The organism is Aquitalea sp. USM4 (assembly GCF_004328945.1).
GTDB classification, from domain to species: Bacteria; Pseudomonadota; Gammaproteobacteria; order Burkholderiales; family Chromobacteriaceae; genus Aquitalea; species Aquitalea pelogenes.
The window spans coordinates 224,358-247,151 of the sequence record NZ_CP029539.1 but is presented as its reverse complement, the minus strand read 5'-3'; the positions used below and the strand labels follow the sequence as shown (position 1 = coordinate 247,151).

The following is a 22,794-nucleotide window of genomic DNA, read 5'->3' as shown; positions in this document are numbered from 1 at the left end:
TCAGCGCAGCGGCGGCTCCAGCACGGTTTCCTGCGTTTCGGGCAGCGTATCCGGGTAGTCGCGGCTGTAGTGCAGGCCACGGCTTTCCTTGCGCAGCAGGGCCGAACGCACGATCAGCTCGGCAGTCTGCACCAGATTGCGCAGCTCGATCAGATCGTTGGTGACGTGGAAGTTGCTGTAATACTCGTTGATTTCTTCGGACAGCAGGCGAATCCGGCTCAGCGCCCGCATCAGGCGCTTGTTGGTGCGCACAATGCCCACATAGTCCCACATGGCACGACGCAACTCGTCCCAGTTGTGCGATATCACCACTTCCTCGTCGGTATCCGTCACCTGGCTGTCATCCCAGGCCGGGATCGGTGGCAAGGTGATGACCGGCTCTGCCAGAATGTCCTCGGCTGCAGCCTTGCCAATCACCAGACACTCCAGCAAGGAGTTGCTGGCCAGACGGTTGGCGCCGTGAAGGCCGGTGCAAGCGACTTCGCCCACGGCATACAGCGCGTCCACATCGGTATGGCCGGTGAGGTCGGTCACCAGACCACCGCAGGTAAAGTGCACGGCCGGTACTACCGGGATTGGCTCCTGGGTGATGTCGATGCCCAGTTCCAGACAGTGCGCGTAGATATTGGGGAAGTGCTCTTTGATAAAGTTGGCCGGCTTGTAGGAAATATCCAGATAAACACAATCCAGACCATGCTTCTTCATTTCGAAGTCAATCGCGCGCGCCACCACGTCGCGCGGTGCCAGTTCGCCACGCGGGTCGTGATCCGGCATGAAGCGGGTGCCATCCGGCAGCTTCAGAATACCGCCTTCGCCACGCACCGCTTCGGAAATCAGGAATGACTTGGTGTGCGGGTGATACAGGCAAGTCGGGTGGAACTGGATGAACTCCATATTCCCCACCCGGCAGCCAGCACGCCAGCCCATGGCGATGCCATCGCCAGTCGCCGTATCCGGGTTGGTGGTGTACAGGTAAACCTTGCCCGCACCACCGGAGGCCAGAATGGTGTGCTGGGCGGCAATGGTCACCACCTGATCCAGCGTCTTGTCCAGTGCATACACGCCATAACAGCGCTTGCCTTCCAGGCCGAGCTTGCGTGAAGTAATCAGGTCGATGGCCAGGAAATCTTCCAGCACGGTAATGTTCGGATGCGCCTTGATCTTCTGACCCAGGGTGGACGTCACCGCTGCACCGGTTGCATCCGCAGCATGAATGATGCGGCGATGGCTGTGGCCACCCTCGCGGGTCAGGTGATAACCCGTCTTGTGGGTATCATCGCGGGTAAAAGGCACACCCAGCGCAATCAACCAGTCAATTGCTTCTTTAGAGTGCTCCACAATAAAGCGGGTGGCTTCTTCATTACACAAACCGGCACCGGCAATCAGGGTATCGCGGATATGCTCTTCAACAGAGTCTTCCGTATCCAGCACCGCGGCGATGCCGCCCTGGGCATAGGTAGAGCTGCCTTCCAGCAGGTCACGTTTGGTAATCAGGCCAACTTTGCGTGTGGCAGCCAGATGCAAGGCCAGGGTCATGCCGGCCAGACCGCTACCGATAATCAATACATCAAACTTGAGCATGGCAGATGCCGCCGTCAGGCGGACTAGGGCAGTTTGCAGAAGGCTAAAGAGTAGCAGAAGCGCTGCAGTGCGGCATCAGCATTATCTTGTCGTCTTATATATAGATATTGCAGCGTGGATGCGACCAAATCACCTTCGTTGATCGCGGTCGCGGTTGTTACGACATGGGCGGCGAATGTGTAGCTCGATGTTTGATATAAAACCCGCATTTCATAAAGCATTACCGTTCAGTGACTTGGCGGTCTGCACGACGGAATTTTGGCAAATCCTGCAGATTTCTTCGCACAAAGTGTTGACGAGGGTGGGGCAGGGCGGTATAGTTCGCCTCCTCAGCAGACAACGCAGCGACGGAAACGAAACGCAGCGACCTGCACCGCTCTTTAAAAAACAGAATAACCGATAGGTGTGAGTGCTTGGCGAAAGCCACACTTGCACTGCGAGAGAGAAAGTAAACAGACCAAGAAGTACTTGTTTATTCTTTGATCTTGCGTGCCAGAAATTTGCTATGAGATTGAACTGAAGAGTTTGATCCTGGCTCAGATTGAACGCTGGCGGCATGCTTTACACATGCAAGTCGAACGGTAACAGGGAGCTTGCTCCGCTGACGAGTGGCGAACGGGTGAGTAATGCGTCGGAACGTGCCGAGTAGTGGGGGATAACTATCCGAAAGGATAGCTAATACCGCATACGCTTTGAGAAGGAAAGCAGGGGATCGCAAGACCTTGCGCTATTCGAGCGGCCGACGTCTGATTAGCTAGTTGGTGAGGTAAAGGCTCACCAAGGCATCGATCAGTAGCGGGTCTGAGAGGATGATCCGCCACACTGGGACTGAGACACGGCCCAGACTCCTACGGGAGGCAGCAGTGGGGAATTTTGGACAATGGGCGCAAGCCTGATCCAGCCATGCCGCGTGTCTGAAGAAGGCCTTCGGGTTGTAAAGGACTTTTGTCAGGGAGGAAATCCCTAGCGCTAATATCGCTGGGGGATGACAGTACCTGAAGAATAAGCACCGGCTAACTACGTGCCAGCAGCCGCGGTAATACGTAGGGTGCAAGCGTTAATCGGAATTACTGGGCGTAAAGCGTGCGCAGGCGGTTGTGTAAGTCTGATGTGAAAGCCCCGGGCTTAACCTGGGAACTGCATTGGAGACTGCACAGCTAGAGTGCGTCAGAGGGGGGTAGAATTCCGCGTGTAGCAGTGAAATGCGTAGAGATGCGGAGGAATACCGATGGCGAAGGCAGCCCCCTGGGATGACACTGACGCTCATGCACGAAAGCGTGGGGAGCAAACAGGATTAGATACCCTGGTAGTCCACGCCCTAAACGATGTCAACTAGCTGTTGGGGGTTTGAATCCTTGGTAGCGTAGCTAACGCGAGAAGTTGACCGCCTGGGGAGTACGGCCGCAAGGTTAAAACTCAAAGGAATTGACGGGGACCCGCACAAGCGGTGGATGATGTGGATTAATTCGATGCAACGCGAAAAACCTTACCTGGTCTTGACATGTACAGAACTTTCCAGAGATGGATTGGTGCCCGAAAGGGAGCTGTAACACAGGTGCTGCATGGCTGTCGTCAGCTCGTGTCGTGAGATGTTGGGTTAAGTCCCGCAACGAGCGCAACCCTTGCCATTAGTTGCTACCATTCAGTTGAGCACTCTAATGGGACTGCCGGTGACAAACCGGAGGAAGGTGGGGATGACGTCAAGTCCTCATGGCCCTTATGACCAGGGCTTCACACGTCATACAATGGTCGGTACAGAGGGTAGCCAAGCCGCGAGGTGGAGCCAATCTCATAAAACCGATCGTAGTCCGGATCGCACTCTGCAACTCGAGTGCGTGAAGTCGGAATCGCTAGTAATCGCAGATCAGCATGCTGCGGTGAATACGTTCCCGGGTCTTGTACACACCGCCCGTCACACCATGGGAGTGAGTTTCACCAGAAGTGGGTAGGCTAACCGTAAGGAGGCCGCTTACCACGGTGGGATTCATGACTGGGGTGAAGTCGTAACAAGGTAGCCGTAGGGGAACCTGCGGCTGGATCACCTCCTTTCTAGAGAAGGCGATCGTCGAGTACTCACAGCCTATCGGTTATTCGAGATTTTAAGGGTTTGACTGGGTTTGTAGCTCAGCTGGTTAGAGCACTGTGTTGATAACGCAGGGGTCGAAGGTTCGAGTCCTTCCAGACCCACCAGTTTGGGGGATTAGCTCAGTTGGGAGAGCACCTGCTTTGCAAGCAGGGGGTCGTCGGTTCGATCCCGTCATCCTCCACCACCACCTTACAGTGCAAACAAAAGCGCACACAGCATGATTGATTGCTGCGTGGATTTTTGTTTGCGTTGTGTAGACAATGCCCGATCTTTAACAAACTGAAGAAGCCGAATTAATTAGACGGCGAGATGAAACACCTGCAGTTAATTCTGTATGTGGGACAAATCGTCATCTTGGGAATTTGATTGTATCTAATGTCATGTCGCCATATCAAAAGGGGCGGTGTGACATGTCGCACAAACACAATCCTGTCGGATTGGTAATCTAGGTTACTGAAATGATAGGGTCAAGCGACTAAGTGCATCTGGTGGATGCCTTGGCGATCACAGGCGATGAAGGACGTGTAAGCCTGCGAAAAGCGCGGGGGAGCTGGCAATAGAGCTTTGATCCCGCGATATCCGAATGGGGAAACCCACCCGCAAGGGTATCCCGTACTGAATACATAGGTACGTGGAAGCGAACCGAGTGAACTGAAACATCTAAGTAACTCGAGGAAAAGAAATCAACCGAGATTCCGTCAGTAGTGGCGAGCGAACGCGGAATAGCCTGTATGTGATAAAGATTGAGATAGTGGAAGGACCTGGAAATGTCCGCCATAGTGGGTGATAGCCCCGTACACGAAATTTCATTCTTGGTACTGAGCATACGAAAAGTAGGGCGGGACACGCGAAATCCTGTCTGAAGATGGGGGGACCATCCTCCAAGGCTAAATACTCGTGATCGACCGATAGTGAACCAGTACCGTGAGGGAAAGGCGAAAAGAACCCCGGGAGGGGAGTGAAATAGAACCTGAAACCGGATGCATACAAACAGTGGGAGCCTCGCAAGGGGTGACTGCGTACCTTTTGTATAATGGGTCAGCGACTTACGTTCAGTAGCAAGCTTAACCGCATAGGGGAGGCGTAGGGAAACCGAGTCCGAATAGGGCGTCTTAGTTGCTGGGCGTAGACCCGAAACCGAGTGATCTATCCATGGCCAGGATGAAGGTGCGGTAACACGCACTGGAGGTCCGAACCCACTAGTGTTGCAAAACTAGGGGATGAGCTGTGGATAGGGGTGAAAGGCTAAACAAACTCGGAGATAGCTGGTTCTCCCCGAAAACTATTTAGGTAGTGCCTCATGTATCACTTCCGGGGGTAAAGCACTGTTATGGCTAGGGGGTCATTGCGATTTACCAAACCATGGCAAACTCTGAATACCGGAAAGTGCGAGCATGGGAGACAGACGGTGGGTGCTAACGTCCATCGTCAAGAGGGAAACAACCCAGACCGCCAGCTAAGGTCCCAAATGATCAGTTAAGTGGTAAACGAAGTGGGAAGGCCCAGACAGCCAGGATGTTGGCTTAGAAGCAGCCATCATTTAAAGAAAGCGTAATAGCTCACTGGTCGAGTCGTCCTGCGCGGAAGATGTAACGGGGCTCAAACTGATAACCGAAGCTGCGGATTTGCACGTAAGTGCAGATGGTAGGGGAGCGTTCTGTAGGTCTGTGAAGGTGTCTCGTAAGGGATGCTGGAGATATCAGAAGTGCGAATGCTGACATGAGTAGCGATAAAGCGGGTGAAAAGCCCGCTCGCCGAAAGCCCAAGGTTTCCTACGCAACGTTCATCGGCGTAGGGTGAGTCGGCCCCTAAGGCGAGGCTGAAAAGCGTAGTCGATGGGAAACGGGTTAAAATTCCCGTACTTTTGTGTAGTGCGATGTGGGGACGGAGAAGGTTAGGTCAGCGGCCTGTTGGAATAGGTCGTTCAAGCCGGTAGGCGTGAAGGGTAGGCAAATCCGCCCTTCTTTAACGCCGAGAAGTGATAACGAGGGTCTACGGACCTGAAGTGACTGATACCACGCTTCCAGGAAAAGCCACTAAGCTTCAGCTACACAAGAACCGTACCGCAAACCGACACAGGTGGGCAGGATGAGAATTCTAAGGCGCTTGAGAGAACTCAGGAGAAGGAACTCGGCAAATTGATACCGTAACTTCGGGAGAAGGTATGCCTGTTGTGGTGAACACCCTGCGGTGGGAGCTACGACAGGTCGCAGAGAATCGGTGGCTGCGACTGTTTATCAAAAACACAGCACTGTGCCAACACGAAAGTGGACGTATACGGTGTGACGCCTGCCCGGTGCTGGAAGGTTAAGTGATGGGGTGCAAGCTCTTGATCGAAGCCCCAGTAAACGGCGGCCGTAACTATAACGGTCCTAAGGTAGCGAAATTCCTTGTCGGGTAAGTTCCGACCCGCACGAATGGCGTAACGATGGCCACACTGTCTCCTCCTGAGACTCAGCGAAGTTGAAGTGTTTGTGAAGATGCAATCTCCCCGCTGCTAGACGGAAAGACCCCGTGAACCTTTACTGTAGCTTTGCATTGGACTTTGAAGTGGTTTGTGTAGGATAGGTGGGAGGCTTTGAAGCAGGGACGCTAGTTCCTGTGGAGCCGACCTTGAAATACCACCCTGACCCCTTTGAGGTTCTAACCTTGGTCCGTTATCCGGATTGGGGACAGTGCATGGTAGGCAGTTTGACTGGGGCGGTCTCCTCCCAAAGTGTAACGGAGGAGTTCGAAGGTTACCTAGGTACGGTCGGAAATCGTGCTGATAGTGCAATGGCAAAAGGTAGCTTAACTGCGAGACCGACAAGTCGAGCAGGTGCGAAAGCAGGACATAGTGATCCGGTGGTTCTGAATGGAAGGGCCATCGCTCAACGGATAAAAGGTACTCCGGGGATAACAGGCTGATACCGCCCAAGAGTTCACATCGACGGCGGTGTTTGGCACCTCGATGTCGGCTCATCACATCCTGGGGCTGTAGCCGGTCCCAAGGGTATGGCTGTTCGCCATTTAAAGTGGTACGTGAGCTGGGTTCAAAACGTCGTGAGACAGTTTGGTCCCTATCTGCAGTGGGCGTTGGAAGTTTGACGGGGGCTGCTCCTAGTACGAGAGGACCGGAGTGGACGAACCTCTGGTGTACCGGTTGTCACGCCAGTGGCATTGCCGGGTAGCTAAGTTCGGAAGAGATAAGCGCTGAAAGCATCTAAGCGCGAAACTCGCCTGAAGATGAGACTTCCCTGAGGGCTAGACCCTCCTGAAGAGTCGTTCGAGACCAGGACGTTGATAGGTCGGGTGTGGAAGCGCTGTGAGGCGTTAAGCTAACCGATACTAATTGCTCGTGAGGCTTGATCCTATCATTTGAGTGGCTTGGGAAACCGAGCTGACGGATAGTGAATGTGCGACGCGATCAAAGATCCAAGATACTAATTAATACGGGAGTGGAGAGTAGGGAGTGGGGAATGAAATCCTGCCTTACGACACGCACCCGGAACGGAGAGCAGGACAAGAGCGGGCAGAGACAACTCTCTATTCCCAACTCCCTACTCCCCACAAGGCTTCTTCGAGTTTGTTGACAGTTTATGTCTGGTGGCCATAGCGAGGTGGTCCCACGCCTTCCCATCCCGAACAGGACCGTGAAACGCCTTAGCGCCGATGATAGTGTGGCATTCGCCATGTGAAAGTAGGACACTGCCAGACTCCCCCTTCGAAGCCCAGCTCAAACGAGCTGGGCTTTGTGCATTTGGCGGTCAAAATTGCTGACCAAACATCTGATGTGCAGGCGGGCATTAGCCTGTATTCCCCGCTTTCAAGGTAAGCAGTACTACGCTGTTACTGCTGGAGTGGCCGGTTTACAATGTCCGGCATGATTTGATCCTGGCATTCTGCCGACTTGTTTCCACGCTTTCTCTGAGAGACTCCCTTGCTTGATTATCTGCATAAACGCCTGCACCTGTTTGTGCTGCTGTGGCTGGCCGTGTCCCTGATGGTGGGTATTCAATGGGCAATGTCAGAGTATCAACGCATTCAGGAAGACTTTGACCGTACCGCCAGGCTGGCGCATGGCGTGATTGCCAGAAAGCTGGACCAGAATGAATCGGTGCTGGCTGCACTGGATGCCATGCTGATGTCGCGGCAGAAGTTCGAGATGCCGATTCTCAAGTCATTTTCTCATCAGCTGCTGTCTCATTATTCTCAGCTGTATACCGTAGAGTTTTTCCAGAATGTCAGCCGGGATAACCGCAATACATTCCTGGACGAAATGCAGCAGCGTTTCGGTAAGACCTTTTTTATCCGGGATTTCGATATTGCCGGTCGCCGCAGCTGGGTACCTGCGCCCGTGCGTGAGCAGCATCTGGTGGTAACCATGATCGAGCCGGACATTGCAGCAGCCAGTTCGGTATATGGCTATGACGTGCTGCATGAGCCGCGTTTTGCCACCGAGATCAAGCAAGCCATTCGCAGCGGGCGCAAAGTCGCCTCGGTGCCTTTCGATTTGTATGAAGGTGGACGTGTCTATCTATTGATGCAGCCGGTGTTTCTGGATTCTCCGGTACGGCAGGCAAGCGGGGCACGCAAGGAGTTGATCGGCGTGGTGGCGCTGGTGGTGTACTGCGAGAAATTGCTCACCATCTCTCCGGGTGAAGGAGTGCCGGCGGATCTGGAACTATCGATCATGGCCACCGCGAATCCTGGCTCAACCATCTATACCATTCCGGGCAAGCACAGCAACGGAGGCGGGTGGTGGCCTGCGGTAGCCAAGCTGGACATCAGCTTGCCGCTGGTGAGTCAGTCCCAGCCATTTACCTTGCGGGTGGGCAAGGAGGTGTTTCCGGGCGATTTCAAGTTCGGTGGCTTGCTGCTGCGTGAAGGGCTGGTCCTGTCTCTGATGCTTTCGCTGTGGCTGCTGTACAGTCAGCGTCTTGCCTTGCGCCGGGCACAGAGTCAGGCGGATGAAGCCTTGTTCCTGCAAAGCGAGCGTGCTGCGGTCGCCTTGAATGCCGTGCATGATGGCGTGATCATCCTGGATACGCAGCAGCAGATCGAAATGGCCAATCCGATGGCTTTGACCTTGCTGGGCGTGAGTCGGGAAGAGGTAGTCGGCCAGCCCTACCAGAATGTGTTCCGCTTGATTGGCGAGCTATCGGCCGAGTTTGCCGAGAATCCGATCAGCGAATGCTATCGCCAGGCGCATACGGTTGAATTGCCCGAGCGGATGCAGCTGGCAACGGCGCGCGGGCATGTGCGTCTGGTGGAGGGGGCGATTGCGCCGCTGTTTTCCCGTGCGGGCAGCCTGACCGGTGTGGTGTGTGCCTTGCGCGATATGGGGCCGGTACGGCAGCGCGCTGCCGAGGCGCTGGAGGCCAGCGAGTTGCGGGTGAAGGAGCATCTGGAAAAGCTGTCTCACGTAGCGCGTTTGCATACCATGGGTGAAATGGCCTCCGGTATTGCTCATGAAGTGAATCAGCCGCTGACTGCCATTTCCAATTACTGCCAGGCTTCCTTGCAGTTGCTGGAGTTTGGTGAAGACAGCCGGCCGCAGATCGAATCGGCCTTGCGACTGGCAGTGGCACAAGCGGACCGTGCCGGTGAAATCATCAAGCGCTTGCGTGCCCTGGTGAGCAAGCGGGCCATGGAAATCCGCCTGATCGACCTGAACCAGGTGGTGGGCAACTGCATGTTCCTGGCGGAGTACGACCTCAAGGAGCGTGGTATCGAGATGGTGCAGCTGTTGTCGGTGTATCCGATGACGGTGATGGCGGACAGCATCCAGATGGAGCAGGTGGTGCTGAACCTGTTGTCCAATGCCATGGATGCGCTGCGCGATGAACCGGTGATGAAGCGCCATATCATCATTCACACCCGGCGTGAGGGCAAGAAGGCCATCCTGGAAGTGCGTGATACCGGTCGTGGTATTTCTCCGGAGTCGCTGGAAGTGCTGTTCCATCCTTTCTTTTCTACCAAGCAGAATGGCATGGGCCTGGGTTTGTCGATCTGCCAGACCATTGTCGAGCAGTATGGCGGCCTGATTTGTGCAGAAAACATTCCAGCCAGCGGTGCCTGCTTCCGTATCGAGCTACCCTTGTCGCAAACGGTGGCTGCGACAGAGCAGGAGCCAGCCGCCGGCTGAGACGGATTCAATACCAAAAAGAGCCGCATTGCGGCTCTTCAGGCTGCTGACAAGTGATTCGGTGCGATTTGGCCGGACCCGGCCAAGCCGGTCCTTTCGACTTACTGCTTGTTTCCGCAGCCTTCCCATCTATTCCCTATCCCCCCGCCCTTGCCTTGTAATGGGGCCTCACTATCTTTTCAGAAAGCGAGAGGGACAATAAGCAAAAGAGCCGCATTGCGGCTCTTTTGCTTGGTAGGTATGGCGCTGGTGGGTCAGCGTGGCTCAACCACCACCTGGGTGCGTTGTGCACGTTCCTCGCGCGGGGTGATGCCGAAGTGATTGCGATAGGTGCTGGAGAAGTGCGGGCCGCTGGAGAAGCCGCAAGCCAGGCCGATTTGCACGATGGACTTGCTGGTTTGCTGCAGCAACTGGCGGGCGCGGCTCAGGCGCAGCTCCAGATAGTATTTGGACGGCACGGTGCTCAGGTACTGCTTGAACAGGCGTTCCAGCTGGCGACGTGACACCCCGACATAATAGGCAATGTCGTCGGTGGTCAGCGGCTCTTCGATATTGGCTTCCATCAGGCTGACGGCTTCGGTCAGCTTGGGCTGGCTGCCGCCAATGCGGGTGGCCAGTGGAATGCGCTGACGCTCGTTGCCGGGACGCAGGCGTTCGATGCTGAACATTTCTGACAGGCGGGCAGTGAACTCATGGCCATGCTGATTGCCAACCAGCGACAGCATGAAATCCAGTGTGGCCGCACCACCGGCACAGCTCATGCGGCAGCGATCGGTTTCGTACAGGTTGGACGAAACGATGACCTCGTGGAATTCCTCGGTAAAACGGCTGATTTCCTGCCAGTGAATGGTGGCGCGAAAGCCGTTGAGCAAGCCGGCACGGGCCATCCAGTAACTGCCGCAGCCAATGCCGGCAATGGGCAGCTTGTCGGTGTGCAGGCCGCTGATGCTTTTGAGCAGTTCGTCCAGATTGACATCAATGGTGATGTCGTCCGCCAGGATGAACAGGCCGTCCAGCTTGGGCGCGTAAGCCAGTGGCAGGTCCACCGGCAGCTTCAAGCCATTGGACATGGCAACCGGCAGGCCATTGAGCGACAGCGGCAAGAATTCGTACAGCTTTTTTTCGGCCAGTTGATTGGCCCGGGTCAGCACTTCGCTGGCGATGGCAAAGTCGGCCATGGAAGCGTGCGGAAGCAGGAGAAAACCGTAGCGCAACGGTTTGGCAGCGTGCATTGATTGACCCATGTTTGCAAAAAAGTTGAGCACTATACCAAAAAAGCAGGCCATGCCGTGGATGGCGTGGCACTGCTATTTCAGTGTGGCATTGTACGATTTATTTAAGACTGCCGGAGAGGAATTGTGCAAGCCGCTCGCTTTGCGGATTGGCCAGCACTTCGCGCGGATTGCCTTGTTCTTCGATCTTGCCTTTGTGCAGGAAAATCACGTGGTTGGACACTTCGCGGGCAAAGCCCATTTCGTGGGTCACCACCACCATGGTACGGCCTTCGCGCGCCAGGTCCTGCATCACCCGCAATACTTCGCCGACCAGTTCCGGGTCCAGTGCTGAAGTCGGTTCGTCAAACAGCATCACTTCCGGTTCCATGGCCAGTGCGCGGGCGATGGCTACACGCTGCTGCTGGCCGCCGGACATGTGGGACGGGTATTTGCCTTCCACGTCTTTCAGGCCAACCTTGTCCAGATACTTGCGTGCGCGGGTAATGGCCTCGTCCCGCGACAGGCCCAGTACATGGATGGGCGCTTCGATGATGTTTTCCAGCACCGTCATGTGTGCCCACAAGTTGAAATGCTGGAACACCATGGCCAGCCGGGTACGGATGCGCTCCAGCTGCTTGTGGTTGGCGGCACGCAGTGCGCCGGTTTTTTTGTCCGGTACCAGTTGCAGCTCTTCGCCGCCCAGCTGGATCTGCCCGCTATTGGGGTGTTCCAGCATGTTGATGCAGCGCAGGAAGGTACTTTTGCCAGAGCCGGAGGAGCCGATGATGCTGATCACGTCACCGGCATGGGCGGTGAGGGATACCCCCTTGAGCACTTCGTGGCTGCCATAGCTTTTATGCAGGTCGCTCACGCGCAGTTTGATGTCGGTGGCTTGTGCCGCGTCGTTGTGTTTCATGCTTGCAACCCTTGTATAAGGTTTCATCGCGCCGCTGTCATGCCGACAGCCGGCCATTGCTGAAAGAAGGCAGCCGCGTGGCTGCCCACGCTGTCAATGCTTGCGCGGGGCCAGATAGGCCAGCCAGCGTTGCTCTGCCTGCTTGAACAGCCAGACAAAGACAAAGGTAAGTACCAGATAGATGGCCCCGGCAATCAGGAAGGGCTCGAAGGCCATATAGGTATCGCTGTAAATGCGGCGTGCCACCCCGGTGATGTCGGCCAGGGTAACCAGACCGGCCACCGCCGTGCTTTGCATCATCATGATCACTTCGTTGCTGTAGGCCGGCAGGGCGCGGCGCAGGGCGGAAGGAATGACGATGCGGCGCATCATCAGCCATTTGCTCATGCCCATGGCGCGGGCGGCTTCTATTTCGCCCCAGTGGGTGGTGCGGATCTGCCCGGCGATGATTTCGGTGGTGTAGGCCGCAGTGTTCAGGGTAAAGGCCAGAATGGCGCAGAACCAGGCATCCTGCAGGTATTGCCACAGCCAGCTCTCGCGTACGGCATCAAACTGCGACAGGCCGTAATAGATGATGAACAGCTGCACCAGCAGCGGCGTGCCGCGGAATACATAGGTGTAGAGCCAGACGCTGCCCGACAGCAGGCGGTTTTTCGACACCCGGCCCAGCGCCAGCGGAATGGCCAGCAGCATGCCCAACAGCAGGGAGGCGCCCAGCAGCTCCAGGGTCATCACGATGCCGTCGCTGGTGCTGAGCAGTGGCTGACCGTCGGCCCCGCCCAGAAAGGCCGGCAATTTGTCGAGGATAAGGTGAAAGTCGATCACAGGCCGTTCTCCTTCAGACCGGTGGAATAGCGACGCTCCAGCATGCCCAGCAGGATGTTGGACACGCTGGTGATCACCAGGAAGATCACCGCTACCAGCATGTAGACGGTAAACGGCTCCTGGGTATTGGACTTGGCCGCGTCGGCGCGGTACATCACGTCATTCAGGCCGATCACCGAGACCAGCGCGGTGGACTTCACCAGTACCAGCCAGTTATTGGTAAAGCTGGGCAGGGCAAAGCGCACCATTTGCGGAAAGGTGATGCGCCAGAAAATGCGCAGCGGCCCCATGCCGTAGGCGGCACCGGCTTCCATCTGTCCCTTGGGCACGGCCATGATGGCGCCGCGGAAGGTTTCGGTCATGTAGGCACCGAAGATGAAGCCCAGTGTCAGCACCCCGGCAATGAAGGGGTCGATGTCCGGGGCGGCCCAGCCCATGGCGGCGGCCACATCGTTGAGCAGCATCTGCACGCCGAAGAACAGCAAGAACATCCATACCAGGTCCGGCACACCACGCACCACGGTGGAGTAAAGCTCGGCCAGTGTGCGCAAGGGTTTGGACGGGGCCATCTTGAACATGGCACCGACCAGGCCCAGTACGACGGAAACCGCCAGCGATGCCGCCGCCAGTTTCAGTGTCAGCACCGCTCCATCGAGGATGCTGGGAAGATATCCGTGTAAAAACATGTACTACCCCTGTGTTTCCCGGGAAGGGACGGCGCGGACGACTGCCCGCCCGCGCCACCATGACGGTTTATTTGCCGTAGATGTCGAAGCTGAAATACTTCTTCTGGATCTTGTCGTAGCTACCGTCGGCACGAATCTGCTGCAAGGCCTTGTTGATGCGGGCCAGCAAGGCAGCGTCCGATTTGCGCACCGCTACGGCTGCGCCTTCACCGAAGTACTTCACCTCGTTGTACTCCGGCCCGGCAAAGGCGTAACCCTTGCCCGCCGGTGTCTTGATGAAGTCGGACTCACCCACGGCGGCATCGACAAAGCTGGCATCCACACGCCCGGCTTTCAGGTCGAGGAAGGATTCCGGTGCCTTGGCATAGGACACCAGTTTCGCGCCCAGCTTCACCCAGTTGTCACGGGCGTATTTTTCCTGGATGGAAGAACGCAATACGCCAATCTTCTTGCCCTTGAACCAGGCATCGTTGATCTGGCTGCCTTGTTTGGCTACCAGACGGCTGGGCATGTTGTAGTACTTGTTGGAGAAGCTGACGACCTTCTTGCGCTCTTCGGTGATGTTCATCGAGGCGATGATGGCGTCGAACTTGCGTGCCTGCAGGGCAGGGATGATGCCGTCGAAGTCCTGCGGCACCACTTCGCAGGTCACTTTCATGGCAGAACACAGGGCCTGGGCGATATCCGGGTCGAAGCCCTTCATCTTGCCGTCCGGGCCTTGTTGGGAAAACGGCGGGTAACTGGCATCGGTGGCAAAGCGCAGGGTTTCGCCTTGGGCAGCAGCAGCCATGCCGAGCGCGCACGCGCCCAGCACCATGAGGGACTTGAACATGGTTTCTCCGGTAGGTCTTTTTGTTGGATGTGTGGTCCTGTGCGCCGACAGGCTGGCTGCCGGCGCAAGCTGGACTATGCAGCAGACGTGCCGGGCTTAGCCGCCGTAGACGTCAAAGTGGAAGTACTTGTCCTGTACTTTCTTGTAGCTGCCATCCTTGCGGATCTGCTCGATGGCCTTGTTGATGCGCGTGGCCAGAGCCTGGTTGCCCTTTTTCACGGCAATGCCGGCGCCCAGGCCGAAGTACTTCACGTCGGCGTAGTTGGGGCCGACAAAGGCGTAGCCCTTGCCACCGTCGGTCTTGAGGAATTCCTGCTCGCCCACTGCGCCATCGACAAAGACGGCATCAACACGGCCGGCTTTCAGGTCGAGGAAGGATTCAGGGGATTTGGTGTAAGCCACGATGGTGGCACCGTTCTTGCCCCAGAAGTCACGGGCAAACTTTTCCTGGGTGGACGCACGCAGCACGCCGATCTTCTTGCCCTTGAAGGAAGTTTGCGACACCTGGGTGTTGCTCTTGGCCACGATGCGGCTGGCGATGTTGTAGTACTTGTTGCTGAAGTCGACGGCCTTCTTGCGCTCTTCGGTGATTTGCATCGAAGACAGGATGGCGTCGAACTTGTTGGCATTCAGTGCGGGAATCAGGCCGTCCCAGTCTTGCGGCACGATCTGGCAGCTCACCTTCATGGCGGTACACAGGGCCTGGGCCATGTCGATGTCGAAACCTTCCGGCTTGCCATCAGCACCTTGCTTGGAGAACGGCGGGTAGTTGAGGTCTACACCAAAGCGGATGGTTTCTGCGTGACTGGCAAAACCGGACAGGCTGACTGCAACTGCAGCCGCAAAAATAACCTTCTTCATATGTGTCTCTGCTTCTCGCATGCAGGGAGCAAGCGTGCTGCTTGTTCCCGTGGTCTTACTTTGTAAACCCGGCGCGGATGGGATGGCTGCCTGGGCAGCGCGGCCGGAACCTGTTGTTGTTATGCCTGCATGCGCCTCCTGTGAAGACGCCAGGCAATGGTGGCACGGAAACTCCCTGCCCAACAATCAGTCGCATTTGGCGCGGATAGCAACAAATTGCGAAGGGGCGCATTCTACGCCAGTTTGTAACTCTTGTGAAACGTCATCAAAATCAGTCACTTATAACTTGATTGTCGGATTGTATACAATGTAGGCTGTCACGGCCTTTTTGTAATTGGCCGTCGCATTGCTATAAGGCAAATAGTGGGAGAAAAACCAGTAGTGCAGTGGCTGCCGGTTTTTCATGCTGCACTGCATCCCATCTTTCTGTAAGTCGATGTCGCATTAAGGAAATCCCGCTGGTAGCGGGCTTACTACAATGCCCCGACACAAACCGTGCATACAACAAGAGAAGCCCCATGTCGCTTACCAACAAGACCGAACTGGCGAGCCTGATTGCCGATATTCAGGCCGTTGCCGAGAGCAAGCTTTCACCCAAGGAGACACCACAACTCGCCGGATTCTTCCCGATCTACTTTGAAGAAACCGAGCATGCCGACCTGCGCCAGTTTTCCTCGCTGGATCTGTTCGGTGCTGCACTGGCCCATTTCGAGTTCGCGCGCAAGCGTAACCCCGGCCAGCACAAGGTGCGTATCTATACTCCCGATTTCGAGCGTGATGGCTGGCAAAGCACCCATTCGGTGATTGAAGTCGTCAACGACGACATGCCTTTCCTGATCGACTCCATTTCCATGCTGCTGTCGCGCTACAACATCAATCTGCACCTCCTGGTGCACCCGGTGTTGTCGGTTGGTCGCGACAAGAACGGCAACCTGCTGGAAGTAAAACGCACGCAAGACCGCAGCCTGCCGCTGGAATCCTTCATCCACGTGCAGATCGACCGCGTCAGCGATGCCGCCACCCTGCAAAAGCTGGAAGCCGAGCTGAACCGCATCATTGCCGACATCCGTCTGGTGGTGAGCGACGAGCCGAAAATGCGCGCCGTGGTGGGCGACATCGGCAAGGACCTGGGCAAGGTGAAGGGCGAACGCGCGGCGGAAGCCAAGGAAGCCGTGGATTTCCTGGGCTGGATGGCAGCCAACCACTTCCTGTTCATGGGCTATTGCGACTACGACCTGGTCAAGCGTGATGGCAAGGACAGCCTGAAGATCGTCAAGGATTCCGGCCTCGGTATCCTGCGCGACCAGGGTGACAAGGAATACTCCGCCAGCTTTGAAACCCTGCCGCAAGAACTGCGCGAACTGGCGCACCTGCCGCAGCTGATCATCCTGAACAAATCGCAAACCCGCTCCATCATCCACCGCCCGGCCTATGTCGACTTTGTCGGCATCAAGCGCTTCAACGACAAGGGCGAAGTGATCGGCGAGCGCCGCTTCCTCGGCCTGTATACCGCCGGTGCCTATCAGGCTTCGCCGAAAGACATTCCGCTGGTGCGTCAGAAAGTGGCCAGCGTGGTGGCCAACTGCGACTACGTGGACGACAGCTACAAGGCCAAGACTCTGGGTTTCGTGCTGGAAAGCTATCCGCGTGACGAGCTGTTTGAAATTCCGGCCGATGTGCTGGGCCCGATCGCCGAAGGCATTGTCAGCCTGCAAGAGCGCCCGCGCGTGCGCCTGTTCGTGCGCAAGGACCGCTACCACCGCTATGTCAGCAGCCTGGTATACGTGCCGCGTGACAGCTTCAATACCGAAGTGCGCCTGAAAATCGAGAAGGTGCTGATGACTGCCTTCAATGGCAGCTCGGCAGAATTCAGCGTGCAGATCAGCGACAGCTCGCTGGCACGCGTGCATTACATCATCCGCACCAACGCCTCCAAGCTGCCGGCCTTCCGCGAATCCGACATCGAGGCGGAAATCGCCCGTCTGGTACGTGGCTGGGTGGAAGAAATGCACCAGCAACTGGTGGAAGTGCATGGCGAAGAAGCCGGCAACCTGCTGTTCAATCGCTACCGCACCGCCTTCCCGGTGGCGTACCGCGAAGAGTTTGCCGTACGTAATGCAGTGCTGGACGTGCAATTGCTGGAATCCGTGTCTGCCAGCAACCCGCTGGCCATGAAGCTGTACCGTCCTTTCCATCGCGGCAACCAGGCATTCAACCTGAAGCTGTTCCGCGAAGGCGAGCCGATGAGCCTGTCCGCCAGCCTGCCGATTCTGGAAAACATGGGCGTCAAGGTACGCGACGAGCATCCGTACCGTGTCGAGCGTGAAGACGGCTCTGCGGTGTGGATCAGCGACTTTGGCCTGGACGTGGGGGCCTTCTTCGAACAGATGTCCAGCGAAGCGGTACAGAAAGATTTCCAGGAACTGCTGTCCCAGGTATTTGCCAAGCGTTGCGAAAACGACGGCTTCAACCGTCTGGCGCTGATTGCCGGCCTGGACTGGCGTGAAATCTCGCTGGTGCGTGCACTGGCCAAGTACCTGCGTCAGGGGGGCCTCACCTTCAGCCAGAACTATCTGGAACAGTGCGTGGCCAACTACCCGGAAATCACCCGTCGTCTGGTGGCGCTGTTCGTGGCCCGCCTGGACCCGGTGAATGCCGACGACGCCCGCGCTGATGCCCTGCTGGCCGAAGTGAAAGAGCTGCTGGACAATGTGGCCAACCTGGATGAAGACCGCATCCTCAACGGCTTCCTGGCCGTGATTCTGGCTACCCGCCGCACCAACTTCTGGCAGAAGGATGCCGACGGCCAGTTCAAGTCCTATATGTCCTTCAAGCTGGAATCCAACCTGATTCCCTTCCTGCCGCAGCCGCGCCCGATGTTTGAAATCTGGGTGTACAGCCCGCGTGTGGAAGGCGTGCACCTGCGCGGCTCCAAGGTAGCGCGTGGCGGCCTGCGCTGGTCCGACCGCATGGAAGACTTCCGTACCGAAGTGCTGGGCCTGGTGAAAGCACAGATGGTGAAGAACTCCGTCATCGTGCCGATGGGTTCCAAGGGTGGCTTTGTTGGCAAGCAACTGCCGGCACCGAGCGACCGCGAAGCCTTCCTGGCTGAAGGCATCGCCTGCTACAAGATCTTCATCTCCGCGCTGCTGGATGTCACCGACAACCTGGTGACCGGCCAGATCATTCCGCCCAAGGACGTGCGCCGTCTGGACCCGGATGATCCGTACCTGGTGGTGGCTGCCGACAAGGGCACTGCAACCTTCTCTGACATCGCCAACGGCATTTCCGAATCCTACGGCTTCTGGCTGGGTGACGCCTTTGCTTCCGGTGGTTCCGCCGGTTACGACCACAAGGGCATGGGCATTACCGCCCGCGGTGCCTGGGAATCGGTCAAGCGCCACTTCCGCCATCTGGGCATCAACACCCAGGAGCAGGATTTCACCGTGATCGGCATTGGCGACATGGCTGGCGACGTATTCGGCAACGGCATGCTGCTGTCCGAACACATCTGCCTGAAGGCTGCGTTCAACCACCTGCACATCTTCCTGGACCCGACTCCGGACGCCAAGACCAGCTTTGCCGAACGTGCCCGCCTGTTCAATCTGCCGCGTTCCAGCTGGGCAGATTACAACCGCGAGCTGATTTCCAAGGGTGGTGGCATTTTCGAGCGCTCGGCCAAGTCCATTCCGCTGTCGCCTGAAGTCAAGGCCTGGCTGGAAACCGACAAGGACCACATGGCGCCGAACGAGCTGATCCATGAAATCCTCAAGGCCAAGATCGACCTGCTGTACAACGGCGGTATCGGTACTTACATCAAGGCTTCCACTCAGAGCCATGCCGACGCCCGCGACCGCGCTTGCGATCCGGTACGTGTCAATGGCAACGAACTGCAAGCCCGCGTGGTGGCCGAAGGCGGTAACCTGACCTGCACCCAGCTGGGCCGTGTCGAATTCGCGCTGTGCGGCGGCCGTATCGCCACCGACGCCATCGACAACTCCGCTGGTGTGGATTGCTCCGACCACGAAGTCAACATCAAGATCCTGCTGGGCGCGGTGATGCAGGCCGGTGACATGACGCTGAAACAGCGTAATGAACTGCTGGCCGAAATGACCGAAGAGGTGGGTCATCTGGTGTTGCGCAACAACGTGCTGCAAACCCAGGTGCTGGCCATCAAGCGTCTGGAGGCTGCCTCCATGCTGTCCACCCATGCCCGCATGATTGCGCACATGGAAAAGACGGGCGAACTGAACCGCGAAATCGAATACCTGCCGTCCGATACCCAGATCAACGAACGCCGTCTGGCGCGTCAGGGTCTCACCGTGCCGGAAATCGCCGTATTGCTGGCGTACAGCAAGATTTCGCTGGATCAGGCCATTCTGGCTACCGATGTGCCGGACGATGCCGACTTCCTGCCGGTGCTGGTGAACTACTTCCCCAAACCGCTGCAACAGCGCTTTGGCAAGCAGATGGAACAGCATCAGCTGCGTCGCGAAATCATCGCCAACCAGCTGGCCAACCAGATCATCAACCGCATGGGCACCACCTTCGTGTTCCGCCTGCAGGAAGAGTCGCCGTTCTCCGCGGCCGACATCGCCCGCGCCTGGTGGATTGCCAGCCGCGTGTTTGATGCGGAAAACCTGTGGGGCCAGATCGAAGCGCTGGACAACCTGATTCCGGCCGACCAGCAAATGCAGATGATGGTGCTGGTGCGTACCCTGATCGAACGCGTCACCCGCTGGGTGCTGCGCAACAAGCGTCCGTTCACCTCGGTGAATGCCGTGATCGAACAGTACGCCGGCAAGGTACAGGAACTGCTGGCACGTCTGCCGGCACTGGTGGATGCCAGACAGTACCCGGCCGTGGCCGAGCTGGAAGCCCGCCTGAGCCTGCCGAACATGCCGCAGGAACTGGCCCGCGTGCTGGCGCGTCTGGAGTTTGCCGTACCGCTGATGGACATCATCGAAATCAGCGAAGGCGGCGAACTGTCGCAGGACGAAGTGGCACAGAACTACTTCCAGCTGGGTCGCACCCTGCAACTGGACTGGCTGCGTGACGCCATTACCGGCCTGCCGCGCGACAACCGCTGGCAGTCGCTGGCCCGTTCCGCGCTGCGTGACGACCTGTACCGCCTGCATCGCAAGCTGGCCAAGCTGGCCCTCAGCGAAGCCATCGGCGACAAGGCTTTTGCCGATGCCTGGCTGAGCAAGCGTCGTGGCGAGCTGGAACTGTGCTACCAGATGTTTGCCGAGCTGCAGTCCTTCAGCGTGCTGGACCTGGCCATGCTGTCTGCCGGTATGCGCGAGCTCAACAATCACCTGCTGGCCTGATCTGTCAGTATTGCAATATCAAACCGGCCCTCAAGGGCCGGTTTTTTTATGGTGATCAGCACAAAATGCGCCGGGTTTGATGAGAAGCGGCGGACGGCAGCAGGCAAATCCGGCTATCATCCGCACTTGACTCCGGCATCCATCATGCCGAACAGACTGGAATGACAAGATGCAGAACACACAGGCCGACGCCTCCGCTCGGGAAGCAGAGCAAGCCTGGCGCCATGCCAAGCAACTGGAACAGGCGCTGATCGAACTACTGCAGCAGGCCTTGCCGGCCAGCGGACTGTGCACCGTGGGCAAGCCGCTGACCGAACAGCAAAAGCGCGGCGAATCCCGCCAGGCGCTGTGCTGCAGCCTGCCGCTGCTGCAAAAGAAAAAGCGCAAGGACACTATCGTCGCCTTCCTGAATTTCCAGATCAGCCTGGCGGGCGACGGCGTGCCACGTGTTGGTCCGGGTGCAGGGGCGGAGCCGCTGGGCCCGGTGCTGCACATTGCGCACTGGACCTGTGAGTTCAGCTTCGATTACGACGCCTACGTCGGCTTCCCCGCCACCGGCTGGCAGCCCTGGCTGAATCAGGCTGGCCGCCTGCTGCGCTGGGAAGATGACGAATCGCCGTTTGGCGATGAATGGACCTACAGCCTGCGACTGGATGCGCTGAGCACCGACGAAGGCCTGCTGCGCCGTGTGGTGTTGCAGCCGGTGCTGGCGCTGCTGGAAGGTGCCGCGGCGACAACAGCCTTGCCGGACGACTTGCCGGGCCTGGTCCGCTATGTGGATGTCCCGGCCGAGGACGGCCTGCAGGACTTGCGCGTGACTGCCTGAAGCTGCGGCCGCGCCCATGAAAAAACCCCGCCTCGATGTGCGGGGTTTTTTCATGGGCGCGGCCAGGACCGTCCGGCTTCACTGCGCCTGCCAGCTTCCGCCCAGCGCCTTGATCAGATTGACACTCCAGACAAACTGGCTGCCATGCAGCTGGGTTTGCAGGCGTTGTGCGCCAAGCAGGCTTTGCTGGTTGATGGCCAGCGTCAGCGCGTTATCCAGCCCTTCGCGATAGCGCAACAGGGAAATGTCGTAGGCGTGCTGCTGGCTGCTGACTGCGTCGCCTTGCTGCGTGCTGGCCTGGTCTAGCCCTTGCAGGGTGGATAGTGCGTCCTGTGTTTCCTGGATGGCCTGCAAGACTGTCTGGCGATAACTGCTGGCAGCGGCCTGATAACCAGCCTCGGCGTAGTCCACCCCGGCGCGGGTCTTGCCATTGTCAAACAGGGTCTGGCCTGCTTGCAGGCCCAGCGACCATACCAGGGCCGGTGCGGAAACCAGCCGCGCCAGCTGGGCGGATTCATAACCGATATAGGTGGGCGACAGCGTGAGCTGCGGGAACCAGGCGGCCTTGGCCACGCCGATTTGCGCATTGGCGGCGGCCATCGCGCGTTCGGCGGCAGCAATGTCCGGGCGGCGTTGCAGCAGATCGGCCGGAACGCCCGCTGGAATGACGGGCAGGCGGGCCGGCAGGCTCGCTGCACCCAGCTGGAAACTGCTGGCCGGATGGCCGCTCAGGGTGGCCAGCAAGTCCTGCTGCTGCTGGCGCTGGTTGCCCAGCAGGCTTAGCTGGGCCTGCGCCGCTTGCAGGCTGGCTTGCTGGGTGGCCAGTGCACCGGCGGCGTCCAGCCCTTCTCGATGGCGGATTTCAGTCAGTTGCAGCACTTTTTGCTGCAGGCTGATGGATTGCCGCAGCAGGGCACTTTCCTCATCCAGCTGGCGCAGCTGGAAATAGGCCGTGGCCAGTTGCGCACTCAGCAGCAGGCGCACGTTTTCGCTGTCGGCCTGGCTTTGCGCGGCGCTGGCGCGGGCGCTTTCCACGTCACGGCGAACCCGGCCCAGCCAGTCGAATTCGTAGCTCACATTCAGCGTGGGCTTGTAATCGTTCTGGATGGTGCTGCTATTGGTGGACTGGTAATTGGTGAGGGGACGGTCGGCCGAAATGCGTGTGCGGCTGACGCTGGCACCAGTGCTGACAGCGGGCAGGGTGGCTGCGGCATGGATGCCAGCCTGGGCCTGGGCCTGTTGCAGGCGGGCCAGTGCCAGTTTCAGGCTGGCATTGCCGGCCATGCAGTCGGCTTCCAGCCGGTTGAGCGTGGCATCGCCAAACTGTTGCCACCAGGGCTGTTTGGCCTGCTGGTCGGCTGGCTGGGCTGCTTGCCACTGCCCGCTGCCTTGCCAGCTGGTGGGCATGTCACTGATGGCCGGGGTGCGGTAGTCCGGTCCGATGGCCGCGCAGCCGGCCAGCGTCAGCAGCAAGCTGGTGCCAGCCAGCGGGGTAAGGAAGGCGCGCATG

General features: G+C 57.9%; 11 protein-coding genes, 2 tRNA genes and 3 rRNA genes. 8 read left to right on the top strand and 8 right to left on the bottom strand.

The window, feature by feature from the left end; all coding sequences use genetic code 11:
• Positions 1-1,581 carry an L-aspartate oxidase gene (gene nadB, locus DKK66_RS01105; protein WP_131354758.1) on the bottom strand — a complete coding sequence of 527 codons (1,581 nt, stop codon included), beginning with the start codon at positions 1,579-1,581 and terminating at the stop codon, positions 1-3.
• Between the two features lie 513 nt (positions 1,582-2,094).
• On the opposite strand from nadB, the gene DKK66_RS01100 reads away from it, so the two are divergent.
• From DKK66_RS01100 to DKK66_RS01075, 6 genes are all read left to right on the top strand, one after another.
• A 16S ribosomal RNA gene (locus tag DKK66_RS01100) occupies positions 2,095-3,630 on the top strand.
• Positions 3,631-3,694: 64 nt separating this feature from the next.
• Positions 3,695-3,771 (top strand) — tRNA-Ile (locus DKK66_RS01095).
• Between the two features lie 4 nt (positions 3,772-3,775).
• Positions 3,776-3,851 (top strand) — tRNA-Ala (locus DKK66_RS01090).
• Between the two features lie 281 nt (positions 3,852-4,132).
• Positions 4,133-7,019, top strand: a 23S ribosomal RNA gene (locus tag DKK66_RS01085).
• A gap of 229 nt (positions 7,020-7,248) precedes the next feature.
• Positions 7,249-7,363: ribosomal RNA gene (rrf, locus tag DKK66_RS01080) — 5S ribosomal RNA — on the top strand.
• The 16S, 23S and 5S rRNA genes sit together here with 2 tRNA genes alongside, the layout of an rRNA operon.
• A gap of 223 nt (positions 7,364-7,586) precedes the next feature.
• A complete protein-coding gene (locus DKK66_RS01075) occupies positions 7,587-9,794 on the top strand; it encodes an ATP-binding protein (protein WP_242673546.1) in 2,208 nt (735 codons plus the stop codon).
• A gap of 254 nt (positions 9,795-10,048) precedes the next feature.
• Here DKK66_RS01075 and DKK66_RS01070 read toward each other — a convergent pair whose 3' ends face one another.
• From DKK66_RS01070 to DKK66_RS01045, 6 genes are all read right to left on the bottom strand, one after another.
• Positions 10,049-11,026, bottom strand: a complete 978-nt coding sequence (locus DKK66_RS01070; RefSeq protein WP_045848091.1) for a GlxA family transcriptional regulator — start codon at positions 11,024-11,026, stop codon at positions 10,049-10,051.
• A 100-nt stretch (positions 11,027-11,126) separates the two neighbouring features.
• Positions 11,127-11,924, bottom strand: a complete 798-nt coding sequence (locus tag DKK66_RS01065) for an ABC transporter ATP-binding protein (RefSeq protein WP_131354755.1) — start codon at positions 11,922-11,924, stop codon at positions 11,127-11,129.
• A 93-nt stretch (positions 11,925-12,017) separates the two neighbouring features.
• Positions 12,018-12,749 (bottom strand): ABC transporter permease, encoded by a 732-nt coding sequence (locus DKK66_RS01060; RefSeq protein WP_045848080.1) that lies wholly within the window; start codon positions 12,747-12,749, stop codon positions 12,018-12,020.
• The gene (locus DKK66_RS01055) at positions 12,746-13,435 is read right to left on the bottom strand and encodes an ABC transporter permease (protein WP_045848081.1); all 690 of its coding nucleotides are present in this window, start codon (positions 13,433-13,435) and stop codon (positions 12,746-12,748) included. Before DKK66_RS01055 ends, DKK66_RS01060 begins: the two co-directional genes overlap by 4 nt.
• A 67-nt stretch (positions 13,436-13,502) precedes the next feature.
• Positions 13,503-14,267, bottom strand: coding sequence for an ABC transporter substrate-binding protein (locus tag DKK66_RS01050; RefSeq protein WP_131354752.1), 765 nt, complete (start codon positions 14,265-14,267; stop codon positions 13,503-13,505).
• 96 nt (positions 14,268-14,363) lie between these two features.
• Positions 14,364-15,128 (bottom strand): ABC transporter substrate-binding protein, encoded by a 765-nt coding sequence (locus DKK66_RS01045; RefSeq protein ID WP_045848083.1) that lies wholly within the window; start codon positions 15,126-15,128, stop codon positions 14,364-14,366.
• A gap of 518 nt (positions 15,129-15,646) precedes the next feature.
• On the opposite strand from DKK66_RS01045, the gene DKK66_RS01040 reads away from it, so the two are divergent.
• Entirely contained in the window at positions 15,647-20,458 is a 4,812-nt protein-coding gene (locus tag DKK66_RS01040; protein ID WP_131354749.1) for an NAD-glutamate dehydrogenase, read from the top strand.
• A gap of 169 nt (positions 20,459-20,627) precedes the next feature.
• Positions 20,628-21,284 carry a hypothetical protein gene (locus DKK66_RS01035; RefSeq protein WP_131354746.1) on the top strand — a complete coding sequence of 219 codons (657 nt, stop codon included), beginning with the start codon at positions 20,628-20,630 and terminating at the stop codon, positions 21,282-21,284.
• A 78-nt stretch (positions 21,285-21,362) separates the two neighbouring features.
• Here the strand turns inward: DKK66_RS01035 and DKK66_RS01030 are convergent, their stop codons facing one another.
• Positions 21,363-22,793, bottom strand: coding sequence for an efflux transporter outer membrane subunit (locus tag DKK66_RS01030; protein ID WP_131354743.1), 1,431 nt, complete (start codon positions 22,791-22,793; stop codon positions 21,363-21,365).
• Position 22,794 lies beyond the last annotated feature (1 nt).